At 61.4% G+C, this 13,839-nt stretch carries 9 protein-coding genes and 2 pseudogenes; 4 read left to right on the plus strand and 7 right to left on the minus strand.

Annotated features, from left to right (window positions below):
- From SPI01S_RS22540 to SPI01S_RS21100, 3 genes are all read right to left on the minus strand, one after another.
- The coding region (locus SPI01S_RS22540) for a hypothetical protein (RefSeq protein WP_218017644.1) at positions 1-1,284 on the minus strand (1,284 nt) is incomplete at its 3' end.
- Positions 1,285-1,382: 98 nt separating this feature from the next.
- Positions 1,383-1,937, minus strand: coding sequence for a DUF4019 domain-containing protein (locus tag SPI01S_RS22035; protein ID WP_157084829.1), 555 nt, complete (start codon positions 1,935-1,937; stop codon positions 1,383-1,385).
- 170 nt (positions 1,938-2,107) lie between these two features.
- Positions 2,108-3,484 (minus strand): EAL domain-containing protein, encoded by a 1,377-nt coding sequence (locus SPI01S_RS21100; protein ID WP_066727261.1) that lies wholly within the window; start codon positions 3,482-3,484, stop codon positions 2,108-2,110.
- A 121-nt stretch (positions 3,485-3,605) separates the two neighbouring features.
- Between SPI01S_RS21100 and SPI01S_RS22040 the strand changes: the two genes are divergently transcribed.
- Complete coding sequence (locus SPI01S_RS22040; RefSeq protein WP_084253680.1) at positions 3,606-4,223, plus strand: tyrosine-type recombinase/integrase; 618 nt, start codon at positions 3,606-3,608, stop codon at positions 4,221-4,223.
- A 1,541-nt stretch (positions 4,224-5,764) separates the two neighbouring features.
- Positions 5,765-6,091, plus strand: a complete 327-nt coding sequence (locus tag SPI01S_RS21105; protein ID WP_084253682.1) for a helix-turn-helix domain-containing protein — start codon at positions 5,765-5,767, stop codon at positions 6,089-6,091.
- A gap of 156 nt (positions 6,092-6,247) precedes the next feature.
- Here the strand turns inward: SPI01S_RS21105 and SPI01S_RS21110 are convergent, their stop codons facing one another.
- Complete coding sequence (locus SPI01S_RS21110; protein WP_066727269.1) at positions 6,248-6,850, minus strand: response regulator transcription factor; 603 nt, start codon at positions 6,848-6,850, stop codon at positions 6,248-6,250.
- 484 nt (positions 6,851-7,334) lie between these two features.
- Between SPI01S_RS21110 and SPI01S_RS21115 the strand changes: the two are divergent.
- A pseudogene (locus SPI01S_RS21115) lies at positions 7,335-7,817 on the plus strand (integrase core domain-containing protein); the annotation flags it as partial.
- A gap of 118 nt (positions 7,818-7,935) precedes the next feature.
- Here the strand turns inward: SPI01S_RS21115 and SPI01S_RS21120 are convergent.
- The 3 genes and pseudogenes from SPI01S_RS21120 to SPI01S_RS21130 form a co-directional block, all read right to left on the minus strand.
- Positions 7,936-10,245: pseudogene (locus tag SPI01S_RS21120) on the minus strand (methyl-accepting chemotaxis protein).
- Between the two features lie 432 nt (positions 10,246-10,677).
- Positions 10,678-12,201, minus strand: coding sequence for an aldehyde dehydrogenase (gene adh / locus SPI01S_RS21125; protein WP_066727263.1), 1,524 nt, complete (start codon positions 12,199-12,201; stop codon positions 10,678-10,680).
- Between the two features lie 137 nt (positions 12,202-12,338).
- Positions 12,339-13,223: a GAF domain-containing protein gene (locus SPI01S_RS21130; RefSeq protein ID WP_373278328.1), complete on the minus strand. Its 885-nt coding sequence runs from the start codon at positions 13,221-13,223 to the stop codon at positions 12,339-12,341.
- 235 nt (positions 13,224-13,458) lie between these two features.
- Here SPI01S_RS21130 and SPI01S_RS21135 point away from each other — a divergent pair, with 235 nt between their 5' ends.
- Positions 13,459-13,647, plus strand: coding sequence for a hypothetical protein (locus tag SPI01S_RS21135; RefSeq protein ID WP_066727267.1), 189 nt, complete (start codon positions 13,459-13,461; stop codon positions 13,645-13,647).
- Positions 13,648-13,839 lie beyond the last annotated feature (192 nt).

Below are 13,839 nucleotides of genomic sequence, written 5' to 3' on the forward strand. Positions count from 1 at the left end.
TGACGCCGCCGAGGAGAGCGAAGTCTGCCCGGCCGACAGTGTCGCGATGTTGCTGTTCGCGGCGTTCAAGTTCGTCGATACCGACGCCAGACCGCTGGAGGTTACCGTGGAAAGCGAACCGAAACCTGTCGACAGGCTCGCCGTGCTGGCCGCCACGACATTCAAATTGTTGGTCAGGTTGCTCTGCGCGGCCGACAGGGTCGCCGTACTGGCCGCAACTATATTCACGTTGGATGTCAGGTTGCTCTGCGCAGTCGACAGGCTCGCCGTGCTGGCCGCAACTATATTCACGTTGGATGCCAGGTTGCTCTGCGCGGTCGACAGGCTTGCCGTGCTGGCCGCAACTATATTCACGTTGGATGCCAGGTTGCTCTGCGCGGTCGACAGGCTCGCCGTGCTGGCCGCAACTATATTCAAATTGTTGGTCAGGTTGCTCTGCCCGGTCGACAGGAAGCTGATCCAGGAGCTCGACAGCGAGGCACCAGCCGACAGCGAGTTCAGCGAGAGGTTCGTGTTGCTCTGCGCGGTCGACAGGCTCGCCGTGCTGGCCGCCACGACATTCAAATTGGTGGTCAGGTTGCTCTGTCCGGTCGACAGGAAGCTGATCCAGGAATCGGTGTTCGCATTCTGGATCGAGGCCACCGTGGACAGCGAGAACAACTGCCCGCCGTTCACCGCAAATCGACTATCCGCCGAGATCGCCTGGCCAGCGATACCGTCTATGGCGACGCCAATCGCGCCGGTGTTGATGTCATTGCTACGGGACAGCTGCACGTTTCGACCCGTTCCAAGGCCGAACGCGATCGTCCCCTTGCTGCCATCCGCCTGAATCAACGTCGTACCCGCTGAGCCCGCAGCGAAGAGCGAGGCGAGTGCATCTCCCGGCGTGCTGCCAAAGTTGTTCGTAGCGCATGCACCGCTACCTAAAGTAGGTGAGCTCGCATCGATACGGACCGTCTCACCGACGTTGCTACTACCTCCATTGGTAGTCACGCAGACACCGGCTGAATTTTGCGCAAACGCATCACCGGCCGACAAGACGATGCCACCCAAGATGGCCAGCGCGGCATAGCCGCCGCGCGCTACTGTAAACCGCTGCGCGCTGGAAGACGTGCCGGGCGATACCCTCATCACGGCGCCGCTGACGCCGATCGCCCCGACATTCACCTTCTGCCCGAAGACGACATACATGGAGGATGCACGCAAAATCGCCATCACACGACGGCGCATGTTCTTGCTCAAGGCACCGTTGATACCGACGACATGACCGATATGCGCGGTCACGCCATCTCTAAACGAGCCATTATTATGGTCACGATACTTCATATCGAACCCCCTTTTCCAGAAAAACGCTACAACTCGATAGTCATGCTACGACTATGCTATTTTTTTAAATCAACATCTCTGATGTTCACGTAGTACCCAGAAATTAACCAGGTCCCGCTCTTTTCATGAAGGAAGGAAATGACTTCCTCTCTTAGATTCTTACCGAACCGCCCATAATCCACTGCAGCAGCAAGCACGACAGACACGTATTCACCCGCCGGCGCATCAGCCCTACTATCCACCTCCGATCGGATAATTCGATTGATTGACGCCCAATCCTGACGGACAACTTTGCCGGTGAGCATTTTTTTCAATTGATCGGCGAAAGCTTGACGAGTCAGTCTCGCCTTCAACATGGGGGAGGCCTGATCGTACAGTGCATCAAAGTCGCCAGCCGACGCGCGGCGCGACGCCAGGATCGCGGAGTTCAGAAAGCCGTTGGGCGAGAGAAAAACATCTCCCGCGTCGCCCGATGCTGCGGCAGTCGGCGCCTGCGCCCCAAACTCAGCCGGCGCCCCGCCCCTAGGGTCCACCTGCTGTGCCGCCGCGCGGCCGCACCAGACGAGCACAAGGAACAGAACAATCGAAGCTCCGGAACCCCTACGTTTCACGCCAAATATCCTAATGAATAGCCACGAAAACTGCGGGTCATAATGCAATCAACGACCACGCTATGAAGACGGTGAGCGCCCACAGGAGCAACGACAGTGGAACCCCGAGAACTAAGCCACGCCAGAACCGGGCGGCTTCGGCGTCCAGTTCTGGTCCGATCTCGTTCGGCTCAAGCGGGCGCTTCACTGCACGCCCTCGCCAAGTTGTCGGAACTAGCGAATGGCGGGCCCGATGTGGGCGCGCCGCTCAGCAGGCCAGGCCCCACCCAGCTGGGAGCACCGAAATGGTCGCCACAGCCCCAACCCACCCCCAACTCGGCGGCAATCGCAGCATGAGCGAGCATGTCGACGCCCTCCGCCACCACGCAGGGCACCAAGCCGTCGGCCAAGGCCACGACATGACGCAGAAGGAGTTTGCCTCGATCTCCCTGATTGGCGATCCGAACCAGGAAAGGATCGAGCGTTATGACATCGGGTTGCAGTGCGAGCAGGCTCGCAACCCCCACTTGCGCACCGCCGAAGCCGAGCAGCACGATCTTGCAACCGAGACTCCGCAAACGATCGGCAAGCTCCACTGCCCCGCCCGGAACAACAGCAAACTGATCGCAGTCGACGGCGATAAACAGCCGCTCCGCAAGCGACCGATGCGTCGCGAGGTGAGACACCACGCCATGCCACCAGGCCGACCACCGGAAACTTACGGCAGACACCGGGACACACACCGCCTCGCCCTCGCCGCGGGCAAGCCGCTCCACGCCATGCCGCATCAGCATCTGATCGAAGGCAGACACGAGGCCCAAGCGCTCTAAGGCACGATAATTACTTTCTCGATCAATTACTTGACCGACCGTCCCTGGCACCGCCGCGATCGCACGCATGAAGAGCAACGCGCCGCCGTCGATCGAACGTACCGGCTCCCAAGCGAACTGAAGCTCCCCCCGCATCAGTTCGGCATATCCTGCCGCCGCCGCATGCATGTCGGCACGCAGCCAGTCCGCATGAAGGAAATGCACCCCTCCCCCACTGACGCGCCGCGGAAGCTTATCCCGCGCCTGCAGCAGTAGCAGGTGCCCCACCTCCTCGGCCCTTGGATCGACTTCGGCCTCCACGAAGGCCCAGGAAAGCGCGACATGCACATCCCCGCCCTCGATCGGGATCGGCTGACATCCGATATCCACCAACCAGGGGGCGACTTGCGCGTGCAGAAGTTGACGCGCCGTCGCTCCAGCGTTGGGAACCACATGCACAACGAAGCCGAATTCGGCGCCGGATTGCACCAAGCCCTGGTTAGCGAGCACCGGCAACTCGTTGAGGCGCTCCTGCAGGACACCCCGGACCGCGTCTGACACATCGGTCGCAGCCGCATCCCCAAACGCAACGCGAACCAATTCAAGGTTATCGATGCGAACGATCACCACCAAGGCGGTGCAGGCAACAGACTCCTGCGAAGCGTCCTGCTGGGGCAGCGCAGCAACCGAGCTCCGCCTTGCCCCCCATAAATAAAGCCCGACCTTCCCAGCCAGCATCTCCGCCCCCGCGACGATCATGGAGGCAACCGCGCCTCCTCCTTGGCGAGACGGAATAACTAGTTCTGTTACACGGTTGGACGATTGCGGTTTAGGATGGCGTCCAGCCATAATAGATACATCAAATTGAGGGTCGCTCGTTATGCAACATACGATTTACGACGCAAATGGACAGCGCAAGTATCTAACCAACTCCGAACGAACAGCCTTCCTAAAGGCCGCAGAACATTTCGACCTGAAGACGCTGACACTGTGCTGGCTGATCTCATCTACCGGGTGCAGAATATCAGAAGCACTATCGCTCACTTCCGCAAGCATCGACGTGCATGCAAAGCTCGTTATCATCGAGTGCCTTAAAAAGCGGAGGCGCGGCGTGTTCCGTGCGGTGCCAGTTCCGTCGGAACTCATCAATTTGCTGATCGACGCGCACAACCTGCGATCGCACCTCGCGCAAGGCGCAGAGGCGCTACGTTTATGGACCTTTTCACGCGTTACGGCCTATCGACGCATCCGCAAGGTCATGGAGGCGGCGGGATTAAGCGGCTCTCATGCAATGCCGAAAGGATTGCGGCATTGCTTTGGCGTCACCGCAATACAATCACAGGTGCCGCTAAACCTCGTTCAACGATGGCTCGGCCATGCCGACATGCGAACGACGGCAATCTATGCCGGCGCATCAGGCCCTGAGGAGCGGAGCATCGCTCGCAGGATGTGGCGCGTCAACGCAATGACTTTACCTGAACTTTCTCGCGCGAGGTAAAACCCTGCGTGCCACCGGCAATCGCGTCGCTTATGCCTTGCGCAATCTCCCAATCACAGGGGGCGCAGCAGATCGAATTCGGCCCCGCGACGTCTTGCGCGCACCATCGCACTTGCGCGCCGAAACAAAACTAGTTATTCCGTTTCAGCAAAAACTACTGCAAGATATTGATTTTGCAGCCAAAACCACTCCTTGACCGCCTAACCGGCCCAGACGACTGCCGAAGCATGGCATCGCGCAGCGTCGCTGACGCCATATGGTCAAATTGGCGCGGAATTAAATGGCCCCGATCGAAAATAACGCGACCAGTACCGCCCGCCGCGCGATGAAACGTAGCGCGAGCGATGTGAGCGTGGACCGCCTTTTTTTGTTACGATTGGCGAACATTTCGCGCCGCCGTTCTAATCAAGGAACTTGGAGCAATCCGCAATTCTCGTACAACCGTTCTATACGGCCGGGGCGAGGTGCAATCTAATTCTCGAAAACTGGGAAAGAGAGCTTTGAGTCGACTTTGAAAGCTTTGCGGCCTTAGCCGACATAGGACCACAGGCGCTCGCCACGCCGAATTGACGCCGCCGACGGGAGTCGCGAGAAGGCCGATGGAAAGAAATCCCGTTTGCTTCCGCGGGCCAATGACCCGCGCAGTATCGCCAAGAGATCGCCGCCACCCCCGCGGCTGGCCATAGGCGCCGCACGCATTCGTATCTTCGCTAGAATCACTTCTTAAAGGAGGGGGTGCCCGAATTTACGAAAGGTTGACGGGGGCCGCTTGGCCGGACCGTTGCACGCCAGGATTTTACGAACTCCGCGGATCTGGCCTTGTTGCATTCGGCATTATCCGACCGCGAATACAAGGCCCTGTTCTCGGCAACGTGACGATTACAACGCGCCAGGACGTCAGCACGGATGGCGTCGTTGGAAATATACGACTCGATCGGCTCCGGCGAAAATTCATTGTTTTCTCCGCATCCAGCCGGCGCAACAATCAACAAACAGAACGAGGTCAATCGCAACCACATCATCGGACCAGTTTTTCATACAAGGATCGAAAAAATACTCGGTAGCGCTGCCCGTACCGCCGCCGGCAGTGGAATGGTCATTGCCCTTAGCACCACGGCCTGCATCACCAACCGAGCCGAGGCGCCTCTGGCCCGCCGGCCGACCAGAGCCGTTACGTCACCGCCTGGCACAGCGCCCCGCAGCGTTCTGGCTTCACGCGCGGCCCGGCGCGGCTACCGTTCAGCACCGAATTAGGCACCGCGGTGCGAAAATGCCGTGAACGGGCGCTTTGAATCGCGACACCCCTGCAAAACCAGGGCGACCCTGCGCCTGCCATTGGAACCATGAAGGAGCGAACATGCAGCATGGGAGTGCGATAAGTCGAATATACTATGCATGTCCACCCGCGTTATCGGACCCTTTGTTCCAGGCAGCAACGACTTCCGAGGCGCGAATTGACGTATATAAGCGCCTTTCCTCGCAAGCGCGGCGAGCGTGAAGGCACTGGCCAGCGGGATCCAAAACACGCTAGCTTGAGCGCAATGTCGTCCAAGAAATCCAACCTACCCGAACTCATCACCCTTTCGCGGAATCTGCGCCTCGCGCGCGAGGCCGCGGGCCTGTCGCAACAGGCACTGGCGACTAGGGCAGGCCTGCATCGTAGCTACCTCGTCAGCCTGGAAAACGGTGTCGGAAATCCGTCACTGGAAAAGGTCGCGTCGCTTTCGTCTTGCTTGGGCACGACGCTGGTCGAGCTACTGACACCAACGCCCGCAGGCCCGGCCCGAAAGCCCCGCCACGAGATTGACAGCGAGGCCGCACTTGCCGGCGTGATCGACGCCCTTCGGCGGGCGGGGGCGATCGACTGACCCGCACTAGGCGGGCCCCGTCCGCCGATTTTACGCGCAAGTTTGCAAATCTCGCTCGGCACTGCAGCCGCCCAATCGAACTCGGTACCCCGACATGGTGAGATTGAGCCGCGGCACCCGCACGCCGGGAGCCAAAACCTTTGCTGGCGAAGCGCCCTACCCCAACCCCACATGCTGCAATTGGCGGACCAGTTCGGCGAGCGATTGGACGCCCATTTTCTTCATGATGCGGGCCCGGTGCACCTTGACGGTGCTCTCTGCGCGGCTCGAAAAATGGGCAACCTGCTTGTTCCGGAGCCCGCTCGCGAGCAATTGCGCGATTTCACGTTCCGCGTCGCTAAGGCTCTCATAGGCGAGCTTCGCCGAATCCGCCGCCATTCGATCGAGCTGGCTGGCCCACAATTGCTCGAACGCCGCGCCGACCGCATCGATCAAGGCCTGCGGACGAAAAGGCTTTACAAGAAATTCGAACGCACCAGCCTTCATAGCGCTCACGGCATCCTCAACCTGCGCGACGCCACTCATGAAAATGGTTTCCACGTTTAAGTTCGCCTGAAGCTTGCGTTGCAGTAATAGGCCACTCATCCCCTTCAGCCGCAAATCCATGACGACCACACCCGATGGCGCGCCGTGCTCCAAGAGAAATTGATGGGCACTGCTGTAGGCCGTCGCTTCATAGCCAACATCACTAAGAAGCTCGACAACCTCCTCAGATATCAACTCGTCGCCATCAATGATGAAAACCGTACGATGCTCCATCAGCCCCCCCTGATTCATCAATTGCGCTTTAATATAACTTTTTTCACGAATTAATTGGTCTTATTTGTTGGTCACTATAACTTATAATTCGGATATTTTATAGATTTACATCCAGAATCGATTTTAATATTTGAAACAACTATATTTAGATGCACCCGTATTTCACCATAAGCCAAACTCTTGGTCGACCATGCCAATGCCCCGGTTATAACGACTGTACTGCATATATTAGGGTTCTTTGAGTCAAATTTGATACGTTCGTACTGGCCTCGATAGCCCTCATTCCCGTCGCTGTCACGAGAAGTCCCGCTTTGAATCAGCGAGATCGGCAGCCTCAGCCGCCGCTGGACATTCGCTGGGCTCCGGGACGTAAGATCCGCCAAATGACAGACGCGACGCGATCCGCTAAGGCGCCCGCCAGGCGCGACGCTCGGAGAAACCGTGATCGCCCATCAGCTTCTTCACCGCAGCGTAGCGTTCCACGGACGCGTTGGCCTGCGGCCGGCGGTTCCGTATGCTGAACGTCATCGACGATTACAGCCGGGAATGTCTGGCCTGTATCGTCGACACGTCGCTGTCGGGCCGGCGGGTCGTTCGTGAACTGAGCGCCATCGCCGAACGTCGCGGACTGCCGTGCATGGTGGTCAGCGACAACGGCACCGAACTGACCAGTCACGCCGTCCTTGCCTGGTGCCAGGACACCGGAGTCGAGTGGCATTACATCGTGCCGGGCAAGCCGCAGCAGAACGGCTTCGTCGAAAGCTTTAATGGTCGCTTGCGCGACGAGTGCCTGAACGAGCACTTGTTCCCATCGCTGGCCGCAGCAAGACGGATCATCGAGGCATGGCGGACGGACTACAACACCGTGCGTCCACACAGCAGCCTTGGCGGATTGGCACCCGCCGAGTTTACGAGCCGCCCTCGCCAAGGGCATAGGGACACCGAAGCTAAGTTATCGGCGGCCTGAAAATGGGGAGCACGTCAAAGGGTGAAGGCGGGCACCCCAAAGGGCCGAGAGCAAACCATTCGGCTTATCTCGGCCCTTGCATCAGACACAATGGGTCGGCGCCTTTGGTCTTGTGGATTCACGCGAACGCGCGCGTGCGTTCCGTCCCCATCTCCGGCGAGCGTAGCGACGCCCGCTTGCCCAGCGAAGCCCCGCCTTTATCCACGGTGAAGCTCGCCGCCTGTGCGCTGAGCGACATCACTTCGCTCGACAGGTTGCGCGCCGCCGCGGAGGTTTGCTCGACCATCGCAGCATTTTGTTGCGTCGATTGGTCCATCGCTCCCAACGCTGCGCTGATCTCCGTCATCGCTGCGGATTGCGCACGACTGTCCGACGCCATGGTGCCAAGCAAGCCGTGCACGGCCTCCACATCCTGCGCGATGTCTATCAGCGCGGTATCCATCTTGCGGACCGCCTGCACCGCCGCCACGATATCTGTCTGGGTTGCGGTCAGCTGGTCGCGGGCCACGCGGGCTTCTTCCTCGGCCCGCATCGCCAGCGCGGAGACAAGGTCAGCGACGACCGCGAAGCCCCGTCCGGCGTCGCCGGCACGGCCTGCCTAGACTGCCGCGTTCATCGCCAGCACCCGCGTCTGGAACGCGATCTTGTCGAGGCCCTCGATCACGTTGTCGATGCCTTCGGCGCTGCTGCTAACCCGGCCCATTGCCTGCATCGCCTCGTCGGCGGTCGAGCGGCCACCGCTGACCGTCAGGATCGCCTGGTCGGCGCGCTTCAGCGTCTGGTCGGAAGAGCCTGCCGTGGCGCGCAACCGTCCGTCGATCTGGACCAGCGCCGCGCTCGTTTCCTCCAGGCTGGCGGCGTTCGATTCGGTTCGGCGGGCAAGGTCCTCGGACGCCTGGGCGATCTCCTGCGATCCGGTACGGATCGTTAGGGTGCTCTCGCTTACCGCGCCGATCAGGTTTCGCAAGCTGGCGAGCGCGGTGTTGAAATTCTGCTTCAGCCCCTCGTAATCGGGCGGGAACGCCTGGACGATGTCGACGGTGAGGTCGCCCTTGGACAAGCCGCCAAGGCTGGACGATACGGTTTCGACAACGAATTCAGTCTTGGCCTGCTCGTCGATACGGCGGGCGAGATTACCCTTGATGTCTTCCTGCATCTTGCGCAGCGCCTCGGCCAGCTTGCCGACCTCGTCCGCCTGGTGGATCGCCAGCGTCTGGTCGAGCTGTTCGCGTGCGATGCCATTGGCGAATTCGGCGCACTTGCTGATCGGCTGGGCGATGCGCTTGGCGGCGACGCCGATCGCGAACACCGCGCCCACGGCAACGGCAACGCCGATCAGCAGTTGCAGCACCATGCTGGTGATCGCTTTCGCGCTGAGCGAGCTGCTAAGCGTCTCGGCCTGCGCCATCACCAGGTCGCGGGGCGCCGAGATTACCACGGACCACGGCGTCTTGCTGCGCCCCATCGTAATCGGCGAATAGACGTCGATATTCTTCTGCTTGGGATCGTCGATCACCTTGGCTTCACCGGTCTTGACGATGTCCGCCAGTTGCGACCAGCGCGGATCGGCCGATCCCGCCGCCGACCCGATCGTCTCCGGCGCGGCGCTATTGGCAGCGATCAGCCCGGTATCGTTGACGATCAGCACGACGCCCTTGCCCGAGAAGAGCGAGGCGTTGGTCTTGGTGGCGACCTTCTGCAGGAAATCGAGATTATAGTCGGTGCCGGATACGCCGACGAATTTGCCATGGACGGTGATCGGTACCGACATGGTGGCCAGGAACACCTGCTTGCCCTGGACGATATAGGGCAGCGGCCCCAGAATGCTCTCCTCGCCGTTCGCCTTTGGCCCCAGATACCAGCCGCCCTTCACCAGTCCGTTCGGGTGGCGCTCGGCACTGTCATATTCCACCAGCGGCTGGATCGCGACATTGCCGCTCGCGCCGCGCGTCCAATAGGCGAGGAAGCGGCCGGTGCCGTCCGAACCCATCGCGCGATTATTGGCGAAGCCGCCGTCCGCGCCGTCGATCGCATTGGGCTCCCAGGCGGAATAGGTGCCGTTGAAGCTGGGATTCTCTTCGAGCACGTGGCGTAGCAGCGCGTTGAACTGGGTTCGGCGCTGGCCGGGCGCGGTACCGTCGGCAAGCACCGAAAATGTATGCGCGCCGGTACGGGCTGCATCGAATGCGACGTCGAGCGCACCCTTAATGCCCTGCGCCTCCACCGCCGCGCGGTTCTGCAGCATGTTCTTGGCCTGATCGCTGACGATCGCTCCAACCTCGCGGCTGACGAAGGCGTGGGACGTCAAGGCGAACAAGGCGGCCGCCGTCACAAGGATGACGACCGTGACCGTGAGGAAAAAACCGGCGATCAACGCGATCTTGCGTTGCAGCGACGTTAACCCGTCAAGGTAGTGCCCAATCTGCATGATGACATCCTCCCGTGCACCGGTTCGTTTCCGGCAATTGCAATGACGAAACCCTTGATGGCATCGTATGTGCAAGAAGATCTGGTCGGATGATTGTCCAAAACAAAACGTTGGCTCGTGTCCCATAAGCGAGACGGTTCGAGGCCCTCTTGATCATACAGAATAAACTTGCGCCTCATATCGAAGCACCCTGTTATGGGATTTAGTTTTTATTCCGCATGTTCCGCTGTGCTTTTGACAATACTGTGAAAAACTGTGCGCGGATGACAGATGTCAGCGTGGCTGGTGCGCTCCCCGCCCGGCCTGGCGGACGAAAGCAAGCGGGCCACTGGGGCCGCGCGGACTGGCAGAACGCTTGGCGCCGCCTTCGACCATCGTGAAGGCGGCGCAGCGCATTCCCGCGCCCATCGCCAGGCGCGGGGAATTGCACAGTCAGAAGAAGCCCAGTTTCTTCGGGCTGTAGCTGACCAGCAGGTTCTTGGTCTGCTGATAGTGATCGAGCATCATCTTGTGGTTTTCGCGCCCAATGCCCGACTGTTTGTACCCGCCGAATGCTGCGTGCGCCGGATAGGCGTGGTAGCAATTGGTCCACACCCGACCTGCCTTGATCGCGCGGCCGAAGCGGTAGCAGGTGTTCGCATCGCGGCTCCACACGCCGGCTCCCAAGCCATAGGGCGTATCGTTGGCGATCTGCAGCGCCTCGTCCTCGTCCTTGAAGGTGGCCACCGAAAGCACCGGCCCGAAGATCTCCTCCTGGAAGATCCGCATCTTGTTGTGTCCGCGGAAGACCGTCGGGTTGACGTAGAATCCGCCCGAGAGATCGCCGCCAAGATCGGCAGCGCCGCCGCCGATCAGCAACTCGGCGCCTTCCTGTCGGCCGATATCGATGTACGACAGGATCTTCTGCTGCTGCTCGGACGAGGCCTGTGCGCCGATCATCGTCGCGGGATTGAGTGGGCTGCCCTGCACGATCGCCCGCACCCGCTGCAGCGCGCGCTCGATGAAGCGATCATAGATCTTCTCGTGCACCAGCGCGCGGCTCGGGCAGGTACACACCTCGCCCTGGTTGAGCGCGAACATCACGAAGCCCTCGACCGCTTTGTCGAAGAAATCATCGTCCTCGCGCGTCACGTCCTCGAGGAAGATGTTGGGCGATTTGCCGCCGAGCTCCAGCGTGACGGGGATCAGGTTCTCGCTGGCATATTGCATGATCAGCCGGCCGGTGCTGGTCTCGCCGGTGAAGGCGATCTTGGCGATGCGGCGCGACGAGGCGAGCGGCTTGCCCGCCTCCAGGCCATAGCCATTGACGATGTTGAGCACGCCCGGCGGCAGCAGGTCACCGATCAGTTCGGCCCAAACGAGGATCGACGCGGGCGTCTGCTCCGCGGGCTTCAGCACCACGCAATTGCCCGCTGCGAGTGCCGGCGCCAGCTTCCACGCCGCCATCAGCAGCGGGAAGTTCCAGGGGATGATCTGTCCGACCACGCCGAGCGGCTCGTGGAAATGATAGGCGATGGTGTCGTGGTCGATTTCGCCGATCGAGCCTTCCTGGCCGCGAACGACCCCGGCGAAATAGCGGAAATGGTCGATCGCCAGCGGCACGTCGGCGGCCATGGTTTCGCGAATCGGCTTGCCATTGTCCCAGGTTTCGGCGGTGGCGAGCTTTTCGAGATTGGCCTCCATCCGGTCGGCGATCCGGTTGAGGATCAGCGCCCGCTCGGCGACGGGGGTGCGCCCCCAGGCGTCAGCCGCGGCATGGGCGGCGTCGAGCGCGAGTTCGATGTCGGCGGCATCGGAGCGGGCGATCTCGCCCACTATCTGGCCGGTCACCGGCGAGACGTTCTGGAAGTAGCGGCCAGCCCTGGGGGCGACGAAGCGGCCGCCGATGAAATTGTCATAGCGCGCCGCGAACGGCGCCTTCAGCGCGCTCGCGCGTTTTTCCACCACTATGTCCATGTGCCCGGATCCTCTTGCCTAGATGTGATGCGCCGTGATCGGCGTCCGGTGCTGAGGATGCGCCGCGGCCGTATTGGCGGGAAGAGGGCCAATGCGGGCGATGGGCGGTCCTGTCTCGATTGTGAGACAGGCGGCGGTCAATGCCGGATGCCGGCCTTGCTTAACCGCCGGTAGAAGGTCGCCCGACCGATACCCAGCAGCCGCGCCGCCGCGCTGGCATTGCCACCAGCGCAGGCGAGCGCCTGGCGCAATACGGTGCGCTCGGCTTCGTCGAACGACGGCGCCCCGCCATTGCCCAGCAGCGATTCGAGCGGTTGCGGATCGAGCCGCGCCGTCGCCCCCAGCCCCAGCCGCAGACGCGCGCCGCGGCTTGCGCCGACCACCAGATCGTCGCGATCGACGGCGAGCAGCGCGGTGCCGCTCGCCGCGTCATCAGCCAGGAACAGGATGCGGCGATCGGCGAAATACCGGCAAAAATAGTCGCGCTCGATCCGCCGCGCCGCATCGCGCACCAGCGAGGCGATCATCTCCGCCATCGCCGGGCCGTGGTCCGCGCGACAGCTCGACACGTCGAGCGCGGCGACCAGACGTCCCTCGGGATCGTGGACCGGCGCGTCCATGCAGCTGATCCCGATGTTCCGGCTGGCGAAATGCTGATCGCGCTGGATGATCACCGGCTGGTCCTCGAACAGGCAGGTGCCGATGCCGTTGGTGCCTTCTTCCGCTTCGCTCCAGCGTGCGCCCTCTACCAGGCCGGTACGACAAAAGGCTTCGGCATCGCCGGGGGCGGTGCGAGCCTCCAGGATCACGCCTTCCGCGTCGCTCAGTACCACGCCGCAGCCGCTGCGGCCGACCGTACGAAACATTTCGTCCAGCACCGGCGCGGCGACCACGAGCAGCGGCTGGTGCAATGTCCGCCGCTCGGTAAGCGCTGCTTCGCCGATCCGCTCGCGCGTGCCCACCTCCGGATCGAGCTTGTGGTGGATCGCCGAACGGCACCAGGAAGCAGCAAGTGGCGACACAGCAGCACTGCTTGGCGAGCGTACGGCATTGAGCACGATATCTGCGTGGCGCGGCGAGTGGGCGGGCATCGGAAACTCCGTTATGCAGCAATGCTGCGCGCGATGCTCCGTGCCCGTCAAGCCGGGCTTATCCCCATGACGCGCCAGTGGCTGCCACATCGAGCTGTCTTCTAGACAAGGCCATGAACCCATAAATCGAGGTTGCGATAGAGGTGCTGGTCCGTTGCGACATTCCGTGAACGATCCCGAACCCGACTATCTACTGAAGCGTCTTGCCCAGCCCCGCCGGGTCACGGCCCGTGCACTGGAGAGCAGCGCCTGCACCACCTATCTCGCCATGGTCGACCATTATCCCGCCCAACTCCGAGCCACCGGGCATCCGGTGCCGGGCGACTTGGCCGGCGACGCACCAAGCTTCACCTGAAATCGATCTGCGTACTGTTACCCCGATCGCCGTGTCAGCTCAGTGGTGCGCCTTGGTCGATCGGCTCCGCTGGCAGGGGGCTTGAACGCGATCTATCGCCCAGGAGGCTCAGCTCGGGTACGCGCCGATTGAATGGCTGGTTCTGGCGGGGGCCGCCATCCGGAGCCCCATCGACGAACGACGTGTGTTGGT

It is taken from the genome of Sphingomonas pituitosa NBRC 102491, assembly GCF_001598435.1.
Classification (GTDB): Bacteria; Pseudomonadota; Alphaproteobacteria; order Sphingomonadales; family Sphingomonadaceae; genus Sphingomonas; species Sphingomonas pituitosa.